Below are 13,962 nucleotides of genomic sequence, written 5' to 3'. Positions count from 1 at the left end.
CGCGGTTCCGGCACCACCGGACGTACTAGCCGAAATCCGCGGTCCGCTCGCGCGCGAACACCTCCTCGACGACGGCGCGGGCCAGCGCCGCCGACCGGCGGTGCTCGGCGACGAGCTCGCCGGCCCGGTCGGAGGGGTATCCCGCCGCGCTCGCCATCGCCTCCAGACCGGGCGGGCGGTCGGGGACGACGTCCGGACGCGGCCAGCCGGCCAGCGTGCTCGCGTTGCGGATGCGGGAGGCGGACATCCAGGCCGCGCGCAGGATCTCCGCCTCGCTCGCGTCGAGCAGACCGGCGACGACCGCGGCCCCCAGGCCTTCGAGCGTCGACGTCGTGCGCAGCGTGGGAATCTGCCGGCCGTGGCGCAACTGGAGGATCTGCACCGCCCATTCCACGTCGGTCAGCCCCCCGGGGCCGAACTTCAGGTGCAGCGTACGATCGACTCCCCGTGGGATCCGTTCCCGCTCCATCCGCCCGCGCAGGCGGATGATCTCGTCCAGGGCGCCCGCGGGAAGCGTGGTCGGGTAACGCACCATGTCCGCCAGCCGGCAGAACCGGTAGGCGAGCCCGGGATCACCGGCCAGGGGCTCCGCCCGCAGCAGCGCCTGCGACTCCCACTCCTGCGACCACCGTTGGTAGTAGGCCGCGTACGCCTCCAGCGTGCGCGAGGCCGGGCCGCTGCGCCCCTCCGGACGCAGCGCCGTGTCCAGGCGCAGCGCCGGATCGGGTCCGGGAACGGCCAGCAGCCGGTGCAGCTCACCGACCACCTCGGCGACGGCCCTGCTCGCCCGGTCCGCCGACGCTCCTGGCCTGGCCTCGTGCACGAACAGCACGTCGGCGTCGCTGCCGTAGGACATCTCCGCGCCGCCGAGCCGGCCCATCGCGATCATCGAGATCCGCGCCGGCAACGACTCCGGGTCACCTCCGGCGACCCTGCGCTCGGCGACGAGCAGGGACGCGGCAATGGTGGCGGCCGCGGCGTCCGCCAGCGCCCGGCCCACGGCTGCGACGTCCTGCAGGCCGAGCAGGTCCGCGCAGGCGACCCGGACCAGTTCGACGCGGCGCACCGCCCGGGCCCGCCCGACGGCCTCCTCCCAGTCGGGGTTGCGGTGGGCGATCGCCACCATGGTCCGGACCAGTGCCTCCCGCGGCACCGGGACGAGATCGTCCTCGGTGCGCAGCAGCCGCACCGACTCCGGCGCACGGGCCATCAGGTCCGCCACGTACCGGCTGGTCGCGAGCACCCGGGCGAGCCGGTACGCGGCGCCGGCAGAGTCCCGCAGCAGCCGCATATACCACGGGGTACGCCCGAGTGCCTCGCTGACCCGCCGATAGGCCAGCAGCCCGGCGTCGGGATCGGGGGCGTCGGCGAAGGTGGGCAGCATCGTCGGCAACAGGTGGCGTTGGATCGCGGCCGTCCGGCTCACCCCGCTGGTCAGCGCCTCGATATGGCGCAACGACCGGTCCGGCGCGGCGAAGCCGAGCGCGGCCAGCCGGTCGGCCGCCTCCTGGGGGGTGAGGCGGATCTCCTCCGTCGACAGGCGGGCGACCGCCTCCAGCAACGGCTGGTAGAAGAGCTTCTCGTGCAGCGATCGGACGGATCGGACCACCCGAGCGTGGGCCTCCTCGAACGCCTCCGCCGTGCGCAACCCCATCGACCGGGCCAGCCAGCGCAGCTCGGTGGAATCCCGGGGCAGCGTGTGCACCCGGCGCAGCCGTTGCAGCTGAAGGCGGTGCTCGGCGTTACGGAGAAAACGGTAGGCGTCGGCGAGCCCGGCCGCGTCGCGCCGACCGACGTAGCCGCCGCGGGCCAGACCGTCGATGGCGCCCAGGGTGGAGGCGACCCGCAGCTTGGCATCCACCCGGCCGTGGACGAGTTGCAGCAGCTGGACGGCGAACTCGACGTCGCGCAGGCCGCCCGGGCCCAGCTTGAGATTGCGCTCCGCCTCCGCGCGGGACAGTGTCGACTCCACCCTGCGCCGCATCGCCCGCACGTCGGCCACGAAGCCGGGACGGGAGGCCGCCGTCCACACCATGGGCGCGACCATCGCGCAGAACTCGGCGCCCAACGCCAGGTCTCCCGCGATCGGGCGGGCCTTGAGTAACGCCTGGAACTCCCAGGTCCGGGCCCAGCGACGGTAGTAGGCGTGGTGGCTGGCNAGCGTGCGGACCAGGGCACCGTCCCGGCCCTCCGGGCGAAGCCCCACATCGACCTGGAACAGCGCACCGGCAGCGGTGACGGTGCCGGCGGCCCGGACCAGCCCCTCCGCCAGCCGCGTCGCCGCCGTCAGTACCGCCGGCCCGGCCGGTTCCGCCCCGCTCTTCCCCCCGTTCGCCGTACCGTTCGCCGCATCGCGCGGTGCCGTCGGCTCGGCGACGAACACAACATCGACGTCGCTGACGTAGTTCAGTTCCCGTCCGCCGCACTTGCCCATGCCGATCACGGCGAGCCGGACCGGGGGCAGCCGCGGGTCGAGCCCGGCACGGGCGACCGCCAGCGCCGCGTCCAGCGCGAATCCTGCCAGATCGGCGAGTTCGGCCGTGGCCTCGTCGAGTGGCACCGCGCCGGTCAGGTCCCGCGCCGCGAGGACCAGCAGCGCCCTGCGGTACGCGATCCGCAGGGCGTCGAGGATCTGGGGACCGTCGCCCGCCGCCCGGGGCGCCGGATCGTCCTGATCCGCGCCGACCGCGCGCAGCAGACCCGCCCGCACGCTCGCCGCATCCGGCGGGGTGGTGACCACCTCGTCGGCTTCCAGGATGCGCCAGTCCGCCGGATGGCGGGCAAGATGATCGCCAAGCGCGATGCTCGCGCCGAGCACGGCGGCGAGCCGGTCCCGCAGCCCCTCGTGGCGGGCCAGCGCGCCGACGAGGGCCGCGCCCCCGGCNGGGCNGAGGGCGTCCACGAGCCGGTCCAGCGCGGCGAGAGCCCGGTCCGGATCGGCCGCGGCCGCCAGCGAGCCGGCCACGACATTGGCCTCGAGCCGTTCCTCGCGCACGATTCCCACGGTGGCGGGACCGGGCAGGACATCCCTGCCGGCGGTGGGCGGCTGGACGGCCGGAGTGAGCAGGCCGAGGCGGCGCATCGTCGTCTCGACCCGGTCGACGTCGGTGAAGCCGAGCCGCGCGAGCTGCGCGGCGACCGAACTCCCCCGCGGATGGGCCGGGACCGATCCCGCCCCGACTGGTCCCGGCCCGACCGTGGGGGGCCGGGTGCCGGTCCGCCCGGTCATAGCACCGGCAGGTACCGGTCGATCTCGAACGGGGTCACCTGCCGACGGTATTCCAGCCACTCGGCCCGCTTGTTCCGCAGGAAGAAGTCGAACAACTCGTCGCCGAGGGTCTCCCGCACAAGCGCGGAATGCTCCATCACCTTGACCGCCTCGGCGAGCGAGCCGGGCAGGGCGGTGATCCCGCGCTCACGGCGCTGCGTGTCGGTGAGCGTCCAGACATCGTCCGCCGAAGCCGGTGGCAGCTCATAACCGCCCTGGACACCCCGCAGGCCGGCTGCCAGCACCAGGGCGAAGGTGAGATACGGGTTGCACGCGCTGTCCGGCAGCCGGAACTCCACCCGGGTGGCGTTGGATTTGTGGAGCTTGTAGAGCGGAACCCGCACGAGCGCCGAACGGTTGTTGTGGCCCCAGCACACATAGGCCGGCGCCTCCAGCACCTCGCCGACCCGCTGGTCGCCGATGAGCCGCTTGTAGGAGTTCACCCACTGGTTGGTCACCGCGGTGATTTCGGCGGCGTGCGCGAGGAGCCCGGCGATGAAGGCCTTCGCCACCTTGGACAGCTGATAGTCGTCGGTCGGGTCGTGAAAGGCGTTACGGTCGCCCTCGAAAAGGCTCAGATGGGTGTGCATCCCCGACCCGGCCTGGTTACCGAACGGCTTGGGCATGAAGGTGGCGTAAATACCCTGCCGCAACGCCACCTCCCTNACCACCTGGCGGAAGGTCATGATGTTGTCGGCGATGGTGAGGGCGTCGGCGTAGCGAAGATCGATCTCCTGCTGGCCGGGGGCCACCTNGTGGTGGCTGAACTCCACCGAGATGCCCAGCCGTTCGAGCATGCTGATGGCCTGTTGCCGGAAATCATGGCTGATGTCATTGGGGGTCAGGTCGAAGTAGCCTGATTCGTCCACCGGCGGGGGNACCGGGCCACCCCNCTTCGGCGGCTCCCTGAGCAGGAAGAACTCGATCTCCGGATGGGTGTAGAACGTGAACCCCGCGTCGGCCGCCCTGGCCAGCGCGCTCCGCAGCACCCAGCGCGAGTCGGCGGCGGCGGGCGTGCCGTCCGGCATCACNAGGTCGCAGAACATCCGGGCCGTAAGCGGATGTTCACCGCGCCAGGGAAGCACCTGGAAGGTGGAGGGGTCGGGCCGGGCCAGCATGTCGGCCTCGTGTACCCGCGCAAAGCCCTCAATGGCGGATCCGTCGAAACCGATACCCTCCGCCAGCGCCCCCTCCAGCTCCGCGGGGGCGATCTCCACCGACTTCAGGTACCCGAGTACGTCGGTGAACCAGAGCCGAACGAAGCGGATGTCCCGCTCCTCCAGAGTCCGGAGAACGAACTCCTGCTGTTTGTCCATAGTGCCTCCGCGCTGAGGATGTGGACTCGACGATACGGGCCACCCGATGTGCTTATCCCGACCCTAGCGACTACATCCGTTCATCGCCGTGATGTTGCCTGGTAGCAACCCGTCCGCCAACGGCGTGTTACCTACCCTCCCGACACGGGACCTAACGGCCCACGCCGCGACCACCTACGCTGCAACCATGGCCCAGCTGCGGATCGCCCTCGCCCAGGTGGACACGACCGTCGGGGACCTCGCCGGTAACGCCGACCTGGTCAGCACCTGGACGAAACGGGCCGTCGCCGACGGCGCTCATCTGATCGCCTTCGGTGAACTCACGTTGACCGGCTATCCGCCGGAGGACCTCGTCCTGCGCCGCTCCTTCGTCGCCGCGAGCCAGCGGGCGCTGGTAGCTCTGGCCCGCCGGCTGGCCGAGGAGGGGTGTGGCGAGATCGCCGTCGTCGTCGGCTACCTCGACGCATCCGCGCAACCCGCGCCGAATGTGGGACGCCCGGCCGGTGAACCGCAGAACGCCGCCGCGGTGCTCTGGGGCGGCGAGGTCGTCGCACGTTACGCCAAGCATCACCTGCCGAACTACGGCGTCTTCGACGAGTTCCGCTACTTCGTGCCCGGCATGGCCTTTCCGGTGCTGCGGCTGCACGGGATCGACGTGGGCCTGACGATCTGCGAGGACCTGTGGCAGCAGGGCGGGCCGATCACCGTGGCCCGCCGGTCCGGGGTCGGCCTCGTCCTGTGCATCAACGGCTCCCCTTACGAGCAGGGGAAGTCCTTCCAGCGCGACGCCCTGTGTGCCGGGCGCGCCCGGGAGGCCGCGGCCGCCCTGGCCTACGTCAACCTTGTCGGCGGGCAGGACGAGCTGGTCTTCGACGGGGACTCCCTCGTCGTCGACGCCGCGGGGGAACTCGTCGCGCGGGCGCCGGTCTTCAGCGAGGCGCTGCTGATCACCGACCTGGACCTGCCCGCGGCCGGTTCCGGCCCGGCGCGGGCGGTGTCCGGGGCCGTTGACGCCGGGGCCGTTGACGCCGAGGACGGCACGACGATGACGGTGACGCGCACGGTACTGGCCGCCGAGCCGCTGGCACCGTTCGCCCCCCTGCCGCCGGNCGTCGCCGACCGCCCCGAGCCCGCCGGGGAGCTGTACACCGCGCTGGTCACCGCCACCCGCGACTACATCCGTAAGAACGGCTTCTCCTCGGTGGCGCTCGGGCTGTCCGGCGGTATCGACTCCGCGCTCGTCGCGACCATCGCGGTCGACGCGATCGGCGCCGACGCCGTCCACACTGTCGCCCTGCCCTCGGGCTACTCGTCGGGGCATTCGGTGACCGACGCCGCCGAACTCGCCCGCCGCCAGGGCACGCGGCACGCCGTGGTGCCCATCGAGCCGATCGCCGCCGCGTTCCGCGCCGCCGCCGCCGCCCTCGGCGGGTTGCACGGCCTCGCGGACGAGAACCTGCAGGCCCGGGTACGCGGAACGCTGCTCATGGCGTTGTCGAACCAGCATGGGCACCTGATCCTCACCACCGGCAACAAAAGCGAGCTGGCAACGGGGTTCTCCACCCTCTACGGAGACAGCGCCGGCGGCTACGCCCCCATCAAGGACGTCTCGAAGACCCGCGTCTGGGGGCTGGCGCGCTGGCGCAACGCCGCCGCGGAGAAGCGTGGCGAGGTGCCACCCATTCCCGAGGAGATCATCGTCAAGGCGCCGTCCGCCGAGCTCGCCCCGGGTCAGCTCGACTCCGACCGGCTGCCCGACTACGGCATCCTCGATCCCGTCCTGGACGACTACGTCAGCCACGACCGGGGCCGGGCCGAGCTGATCGCGGCCGGGCACGATCCGGCCGTGGTGGACAAGGTGATCCGGCTCGTCGACCTCGCCGAGTACAAGCGCCGCCAGAACCCGCCCGGGCCGAAGGTGACCTCCAAGGCGTTCGGCCGCGACCGCCGACTGCCGATCACCTCCCGCTGGCGCGAGAACCCGCCGGCCTGACCAGCCGCGCGGGCCGGGGCCAGCCGCGCGGCTCAGACCTGGCGGCGGCGCTCCACCGCGTCGAGGATCTCCGCGACGGCCTCGTCCACCGGCACGCCATTACGCTGCGTCCCGTCTCGAAAACGGAACGACACCGCACCCTGGGCGACATCGGAATCTCCGGCCAGCAGCATGAACGGCACCTTCTGCTTCTGCGCCGTACGGATCTTCTTCTGCATCCGGTCGTCGGAGGAGTCGACCTCCACCCGAAGGCCGTGTGCGGCGAGCCGCCGGGCGACCTCGTCCAGGTACGGCACGTGCTCGTCGGTGATCGGGATGCCGACCACCTGCACCGGCGCGAGCCACGGCGGCAGTGCCCCGGCATAGTGCTCCAGCAGGATGGCGAAGAACCGCTCGATGGTGCCGAACAACGCCCGATGGATCATGAACGGCCGCTGCCGGGTCCCGTCCGCGGCCTGGTACTCCAGGCCGAAGCGCCGCGGCAGCTGGAAGTCCACCTGGATGGTGGACAGCTGCCAGGTCCGGCCGATGGCGTCACGGGCCTGCACGGAGATCTTCGGCCCGTAGAAGGCACCGCCGCCCGGGTCCATCACCAGTTCCAGGTCCTGCTTCTGCGCGGCCTCCCGCAGCAGTTCGGTGGCCTGCGCCCACTCCTCGTCGGTGCCGACGGCCTTGCCCGCCGGCCGGGTCGACAGCTCCAGGTAGAAGTCGGTCAGCCCGAAGTCGCGCAGCAGCCCGAGCACGAACGTCAGCACGCTGTCGAGCTCGGTGGGTAGCTGCTCGCGGGCGCAGAACAGGTGCGCGTCGTCCTGGGTGAGCCCGCGCACCCGGGTCAGGCCATGGACCACGCCGGACTTCTCGTAGCGGTAGACCGTGCCGAACTCGAACAGCCGCAGCGGCAGCTCCCGGTACGACCGGCCCCGCGACCGGAAGATCAGGATATGCATCGGGCAGTTCATCGGCTTGAGGTAGTAGTCGGTGCCGCCGTCGAGCTGCATGGGCGGGTACATGCCCTCGGCGAACCAGTCCAGGTGCCCGGAGATCTGGTAGAGCTCCGACTTGGTGATGTGCGGGGTGTTGACGAACGAGTACCCGGCCTCGATGTGCCGGCGCCGCGAGTAGTCCTCCATCGCGGTGCGGATCGCGCCGCCCCTGGGGTGGAAGACCGCCAGCCCCGGGCCGATCTCGGTCGGGAACGAGAACAGGTCAAGCTCCGCGCCGAGCTTGCGGTGATCGCGCTTCTCGGCCTCGGCCAGCCTGGTCTGGTAGGCCTTGAGCGCGTCGCGCGACTCCCACGCGGTGCCGTAGATGCGCTGCAGCTGCGGGTTCTTCTCGCNCCCCCGCCAGTAGGCCGCGGCGGAACGCAGGATCGCGAAGGCCGGGATGGCCCGGGTGGTGGGCACGTGCGGCCCGCGGCAGAGGTCCTTCCAGCACAGCTCGCCGGTCTTCGCGTCGAGGTTGTCGTAGATGGTCAGCTCGCCCGCCCCGACCTCGACACTCGCCTCGGCGTCGTCGGCCGCCGTGTCACTCGACTTCAGCCCGATCAACTCGATCTTGTACGGTTCGTCAGCGAGCTCCGCGCGGGCCTCGGGCTCGGTGACGACCCGCCGGGAGAAGCGCTGGCCGGCCCTGATGATCGCCTGCGCCCTCTTCTCGATGGCCCTGAGGTCGTCCGGGGTGAACGGGGACTCGACGTCGAAGTCGTAGTAGAAACCGTCGTCGATGGGCGGCCCGATGCCCAGGCGTGCCTTCGGGAAGAGCTCCTGGACCGCCTGGGCGACGACGTGCGCGGTGGAGTGCCGGACGATCGCCCGCCCGGCCGGCGAGTCGATCATGATCGGCTCGACGACGACCCCGTCGGCGAGAACATGAGCGAGATCACGCTGCTGACCGTCAACCAGAGCCGCGATCACGTTCCGGTCGTCGGCGAACAGCTCGGCGGCCGTCGTCCCGGTCGGCACCACCCGCGGATCGCTGCGCTGGGCGTGCTGAACGGTAACGCGGACGTCGGACACCGAATCTCTCCTGTTGCGCTGGGAACACGGATGCGGGGATCGCGTCGCCGGTGCGTCGCCGGCCGGCAGGCGGCCCCGCGGCGGGCCTTCCTGGCCCGTTCGCGATGCTACTCGCGGACGCATGGTGCCCCCGGCGAGCGGGATGCTCAGCGTGACGGGTGCGGCTCAGCGTGACGAGCGTGGCTCAGCGTCACGCGGGCGCCTCCGCCGTCGGCCGCGCACCCTGCCGGCAGCGGATGCCACCGAGGATGGTGTCGACGATCTTCGCGATCCGCGTTCCGCTCACCTCGCAGTCACCACTCATGTACTGCCGATAGGCGACCGGCCCGACCAGCATGTCGACGACGAGGTCGACGTCGACGTCCGCGGCGAGTTCCCCCGATTCGATGCCGCGCCGGAGCATGGCGGCCGCTTTCTCCCGCGACGGCTCGATCACCTTCTGCGAGTAGGTGGCGAACAACTCCGGGTGCGTGCTCCGCTCGGCGACGAGCTTCGGCATGATCCGCCCGGACAACGACTGGAGGTTGTGCCGGCGCAGCGCGTTCAGCCAGGCCACCAGGTCGTCGCGCAGGGAGCCGGTCTCGACCGCGTCGAGGCTGTCGGCCAGGGTGTCCAACGCGTCCCCGATCAGGGCGTCCTTCGTTGGCCACCGGCGATAGACCGTCGCCTTGCCGACCCCGGCGCTGGTCGCCACCGCCTCCATCGACAGGCTCGCGAAGCCGACCGTCGCGAGCTCGTGCAGCGCGGCATCGATGATCGCCTCATCGCAGCGGGTGTCCCTCGGACGACCGGGAGCGCGGGAGACGCGGACCCCGGAGGGCACCCGGTCGGACGGTCGCCGAGGATGCGCAGCGCGCACGTCCCGGGTGGCCATCAGGCGGGACACCGGCCTGATCCCCCGCCCGCTCCGTCGCCGCCGTGCCGATGCATCCGCNTGGAAAGGCCACCCGCCACCTTGATCGCGCCGCACGTTCTCGCCGCACTTCAAGATCAGCATACGTCCCAGCCGGTCAAGACGCATCCGTTTGCCATGGCAGCGGCGTGGCGTGCGTCGCGTTCCACCCCGATCGGGCCACGGTCCACCACGAAACCACCGCCCGAACGCCCCAGCCCGAACAGCCACCTCGGGGCTGGGTGGATCTGCTCCACCACGGGCTCTCCGCGTGGCGGCCGTTGGTGGCAGCATGAGGGGGACGCCGGGACGCCGGGACGCCGGGACGCCCAGCGCCCGGACGGACGTACAGGAGCGCTCATGGATGCTTCAGACACACCCACCCACCCGGCGCCCCACCCGGCGGACCCGGCGGCGACGCCCTACGGCGCGCCGACCACGCCGCCGCGGCCACTCCGGTCCCGTTTCACAGTGCGCGACGTCGCCGCGGCGAAGAACCGGGGCGAGAAGTGGTCGATGCTGACCGCGTACGACGCCACCACCGCCGCCGTCTTCGACGAGGCGGAGATCCCCGTCCTGCTGGTCGGGGACTCGGCCGCCAACGTCGTCTACGGCTACGACACGACCGTGCCGATCACCGTCGATGAGCTGCTGCCGCTGGTCCGGGCGGTGGTCCGCGGAGCACCGCACGCGATGGTCGTCGCCGATCTGCCCTTCGGGTCGTACCAGGGGGGGCCTGCCGAGGCACTGGCGAGCGCTACCCGCTTCCTCAAGGAGGGCGGGGCGCACGCGGTGAAACTCGAGGGCGGTTCCCGGGTGGTCCGGGCGGTGGACGCCCTGGTCGGCGCCGGCATCCCCGTTATCGGGCATCTGGGGCTGACCCCGCAGAGCATCCACACCATCGGGGGCTACCGGGTCCAGGGCCGCGACGAGGCCGGCGAGATCCTGCTGGCCGNCGCGCTGGCGCTCGNGGCGGCNGGCGCGTTCGCGGTCGTGCTNGNGGTGNTTCCCGCCGATCTGGCCACCCGGGTGACGAAGGAGTTGCGCATCGCCACCGTGGGTATCGGAGCCGGCTCGGGATGCGATGCCCAGGTGCTGGTCTGGCAGGACATGGCCGGGCTGAGCGGCGGCCGCACGCCACGGTTCGTCAAGCGGTACGCGGATCTGCGCACGATTCTCGCGGACGCCGCCCGAGCCTACCGCGCGGACGTCCGGGACGGCAGGTACCCGACGATCGAGCACAGCTACTGATCAGTCACCCGGCCGGCGGTGCCGGCGGTGCCGGCGGCGCTGTCACCCCGGTCCATCGCCGGTCCGGGCCAGCGCCGCCGCGAGCACGGACCACGCATCGACCAGGGACGGGCCGTACCAGGTCAGCAGGCGGCCGGACACGCAGACCGCGGGCGCGCTGAAGGTCTCGGGCCCGTCCGACGGGCTGAAGGGGTACGGCTCGTCGGGCAGGACCACCAGGTCATGGGGCGGGACGGCCGCGGGATCGATCCGAGGGTAGCGGTCCGGCGAGTCCGCCAGCACGTTGTCGACCCCCAGTCGGCGCAGCACGTCGCCGGTGAAGGTGTCCCGGCCGACCGCCATCCACGGCCGGCGCCAGATCGGCACCAACGCCCGCCGTCGCGGTCCGGCGGCCGGCACGGCCCAGGCCTGCCGGGCGACGTCGAGCCAGCCGGGACGAGCCAACCCGCAGGCCAGGCGCAGCATCCGGTCCAGGCTCACCAGAGCCTGATNGACCGTGGTGGGGGCGGTGACCCACACGGCGAACCCGGCCCGGCGCAGCGCGGCGAGGTCGGGTTCCCTGTTCTCCTCGGCGTTCGCGCAGACCAGGTCCGGGGCCAGGGAGACGATGGTGTCGAGGTCGGGGTTCTTCGTCCCCCGGACCCGAGCGACGGCCAGCCCCGCGGGATGGCTGCACCAGTCGGTGGCACCCACCAGCAGACCGGGCGCGGTGACGGCGATCGACTCGGTGAGGCTGGGAACGAGCGAGACGATCCGTTCCACCCGCGCCGGAACCGCCACCGGGTGGCCCAGGTCGTCCCGGGGGGCCGTCCCCGCCTCTCCTTCCCGCCCATTCGCCACCGCGGCCACATCCAAACGGGCCACGTCCGGACGTAGCCCGTCCGGACGCCGCTCAGACATCGGTGACCCGCAGGCCGGCGTGTGACTTGTACCGGCGATTGACCGAGATCAGGTTCGCGGTCAACGCCTCGACCTGACCGGCGTTGCGCAACGCGCCGGCGTAGATGCCCCGCATGCCGGGAATGCGCTCGGCGAGCGCGGCCACCAGATCGGTGGCGGCCCGATCGTCGCCGAGGACCAGGACGTCCGTGTCGATCTTCGTGACCGCGTCATCGGCCAGCAGCACCGCGGAGACGTGGTGGAAGGCCGCCACGATGGTGCTGTCCGGCAGGACGGCGGCCGCCTGCTGCGCGGCGCTGCCCTCGGGCACCGCGAGCGCGAAGGCACCCCCCTTGTCGAAGCCGAGGGGGTTGACGCAGTCGATCACGATCTTCCCGGCCAATGGCTCCCGCAGGGCGGCCAGGGTCTGGCGATGGCCCTCCCAGGGAACCGCGATGATGACGACATCGGCGCGCTCGGCGACCGTGGCGTTGCCCGCGCCCTCGATGCGCAGGCCGGGGCGCGCGAGCGCGGCCGCGGCCTGCTGGCCGCGTTCGGTCGAGCGGGACCCGATCAGTACGAGATGGCCGGCGGCGGCGAACCGCAGGCCGAGGCCCCCGCCCTGCGGACCCGAGCCGCCGAGGATACCGATGGTCAGCGCGGGGACGTCCGGCCGGACGCGGTCAGTCGAAGCCACCCTGCCATCCTGCCCGATCCGGGCTTTGGCCGCCCGGCTGCGTGACACCCGTGAAAGCGTTCCCAGAACGGTGGGAACCAACCCGTTCACCCTCCGACATGACGATGCATGACAAGTACACCCCCTTGCGGACAGCTCCTTGCAATGAGGGACTATGCAGAGACAACGGGACAGCTACGTGCCCGATTTTTCCGAGCTCGCCCCCCGCGGGGAGATCCGGATCGACCGGGTCCATACACGTCGCCACCGGCAGAGGAGCAGCCCACGTGACTGACAGCTACAGCTCTTGGACCGCGACACTTGGTGAGCGAGTAGACACGAAAAGCGAAACCGCCGGTACTTCCAGGAACCCCGCGCGCGCATTGGTCTCAGATGGGCCGTACCGTTCCGTTTCACACACATCGAGCAGATCTTCGGAGTCAGGCGAGAGAGGTCGAGCAATGGCGGACGTGTCGGTTCGCTTCGCGATGACAAACGACAGCGAAGTGGTGCTGAACCTGTCGCTGCCGCAGGCACTGCGCCTGATGGAAGCGATCGCCCGCAAGGTGGGCGAAACCCTGGCCGAGCGCAGCACGCAGACGGTCGGCGGTGTCGGCGGTGTTCCCGCCTCGGCCCCTTCCAACGGGATGCCCAGCCTGGGGCCGTACACCCCATCCTGAGCATCCACGTGCCGCGCCGGTCCACCTGTCCCCACGCGACGGCATCGCGCCACTTGGCGCGTTCTCACGGGGACAGTNCCGGGTGGACATCCGCCCGGGACACCGACCATCGCTCAGAACCGGGGCGGTGCCCCGGCGAAACTCACGGGTCCGTCATGCACGGGCCCGTCACGCACCGGTCCGTCCGCGGGCCCCAGGTCCGGGAGTGGTGACCGATCGAGCCCAGGGCCGCGCCCAAGGCGCGTGGATGCGAGGCCGCGTACACCTCGCGAAGCCGGTCCACCGTCACCAGGGTGTAGATCTGGGTGGTACTGACCGAGGCGTGTCCCAGCAGCTCCTGCACCACCCGGACGTCGGCGCCNCCGTCGAGCAGGTGGGTGGCGAAGGAATGGCGCAGCACATGGGGTGAGACCCCCTCCACACCGGCCGCGAGCGCCGCCGTACGCAGCACCGACCACGCGCTCTGCCGGGACAGGCGATTACCGCGGCGGGACAGGAAGACCGCGGGCCCCGAGCGGGGGGCGACCAGCGTCGGCCGCCCCACCCGCAGGTAGTCGGCCACCGCGGCGATGGCGTACCGACCGAGCGGGACGATCCGGTCACGTCCGCCCTTGCCATGCAGGCGCACGGAGGCGGCCTCCAGATCGAGATCGTCGACGTCGAGACCGACGGCCTCCGAGATCCGGGCCCCGGTGCCGTAGAGAAGCTCCAGCAACGCGGTCGCTCGCAGACGACGGACGGCCTCGGCCGGTTCCACCGGCTGCGGTCTCCCGGACGGCGGCGGGGATCCCGGCGGGGGCGCACCCGCGGCCGCGGCGAGGACGGCCACCACCTGGTCGATGCTCAGGGCCTTCGGTAGCCGCCGGGGAGGCGTCGGCGGTCGAACCGGCCGGGACACGTCCTCGGGGACGTCACCCTCGTCGGCCGCGAAGCGGTGCAGCGACCGGACGGCGACCAGCATCCTCGCGACCGACGCCGCGGCAAGCGGCGGG

10 protein-coding genes are annotated in these 13,962 nt (G+C 71.8%); 3 read left to right on the top strand and 7 right to left on the bottom strand.

What is annotated here, in order from left to right; translation table 11 throughout:
* Window positions 1-25: 25 nt before the first annotated feature.
* Both CED_RS10700 and CED_RS10695 read right to left on the bottom strand, forming a co-directional pair.
* Window positions 26-3,229: a bifunctional [glutamine synthetase] adenylyltransferase/[glutamine synthetase]-adenylyl-L-tyrosine phosphorylase gene (locus CED_RS10700; protein WP_035910292.1), complete on the bottom strand. Its 3,204-nt coding sequence runs from the start codon at window positions 3,227-3,229 to the stop codon at window positions 26-28.
* Entirely contained in the window at window positions 3,226-4,584 is a 1,359-nt protein-coding gene (locus CED_RS10695; RefSeq protein ID WP_035910290.1) for a glutamine synthetase family protein, read from the bottom strand. The genes CED_RS10700 and CED_RS10695 overlap by 4 nt, the downstream gene beginning before the upstream one ends.
* 187 nt (window positions 4,585-4,771) lie before the next feature.
* Here CED_RS10695 and CED_RS10690 point away from each other — a divergent pair, with 187 nt between their 5' ends.
* Complete coding sequence (locus CED_RS10690) at window positions 4,772-6,577, top strand: NAD+ synthase (protein ID WP_035910288.1); 1,806 nt, start codon at window positions 4,772-4,774, stop codon at window positions 6,575-6,577.
* 32 nt (window positions 6,578-6,609) lie between these two features.
* Here CED_RS10690 and thrS read toward each other — a convergent pair whose 3' ends face one another.
* Both thrS and CED_RS10680 read right to left on the bottom strand, forming a co-directional pair.
* Complete coding sequence (thrS, locus tag CED_RS10685; protein ID WP_035910286.1) at window positions 6,610-8,592, bottom strand: threonine--tRNA ligase; 1,983 nt, start codon at window positions 8,590-8,592, stop codon at window positions 6,610-6,612.
* A 190-nt stretch (window positions 8,593-8,782) separates the two neighbouring features.
* On the bottom strand, window positions 8,783-9,478 hold the full coding sequence (locus CED_RS10680) for a TetR/AcrR family transcriptional regulator (protein WP_023841801.1): 696 nt from the start codon (window positions 9,476-9,478) through the stop codon (window positions 8,783-8,785).
* A 366-nt stretch (window positions 9,479-9,844) separates the two neighbouring features.
* Here CED_RS10680 and panB point away from each other — a divergent pair, with 366 nt between their 5' ends.
* The gene (gene panB, locus CED_RS10675) at window positions 9,845-10,735 is read left to right on the top strand and encodes a 3-methyl-2-oxobutanoate hydroxymethyltransferase (RefSeq protein WP_035910284.1); all 891 of its coding nucleotides are present in this window, start codon (window positions 9,845-9,847) and stop codon (window positions 10,733-10,735) included.
* A 42-nt stretch (window positions 10,736-10,777) separates the two neighbouring features.
* Here the strand turns inward: panB and CED_RS10670 are convergent, their stop codons facing one another.
* Both CED_RS10670 and npdG read right to left on the bottom strand, forming a co-directional pair.
* On the bottom strand, window positions 10,778-11,635 hold the full coding sequence (locus CED_RS10670; protein ID WP_200875399.1) for a helical backbone metal receptor: 858 nt from the start codon (window positions 11,633-11,635) through the stop codon (window positions 10,778-10,780).
* Window positions 11,628-12,311 (bottom strand): NADPH-dependent F420 reductase, encoded by a 684-nt coding sequence (npdG, locus tag CED_RS10665; RefSeq protein WP_023841798.1) that lies wholly within the window; start codon window positions 12,309-12,311, stop codon window positions 11,628-11,630. Before npdG ends, CED_RS10670 begins: the two co-directional genes overlap by 8 nt.
* A gap of 440 nt (window positions 12,312-12,751) precedes the next feature.
* Here npdG and CED_RS10660 point away from each other — a divergent pair, with 440 nt between their 5' ends.
* Window positions 12,752-12,970 (top strand): hypothetical protein, encoded by a 219-nt coding sequence (locus CED_RS10660; RefSeq protein WP_023841797.1) that lies wholly within the window; start codon window positions 12,752-12,754, stop codon window positions 12,968-12,970.
* Between the two features lie 142 nt (window positions 12,971-13,112).
* Here the strand turns inward: CED_RS10660 and CED_RS10655 are convergent.
* Window positions 13,113-13,962, bottom strand: an 850-nt coding sequence (locus CED_RS10655; RefSeq protein WP_235187020.1) for a tyrosine recombinase, incomplete at its 5' end; no start/stop codon positions are given.

This window comes from Frankia sp. CeD (assembly GCF_000732115.1).
GTDB classification, from domain to species: domain Bacteria; phylum Actinomycetota; class Actinomycetes; order Frankiales; family Frankiaceae; genus Frankia; species Frankia casuarinae.
The sequence above is the reverse complement of the archived record's forward strand: the minus strand, read 5'-3'. Positions and strand labels throughout refer to the sequence as shown.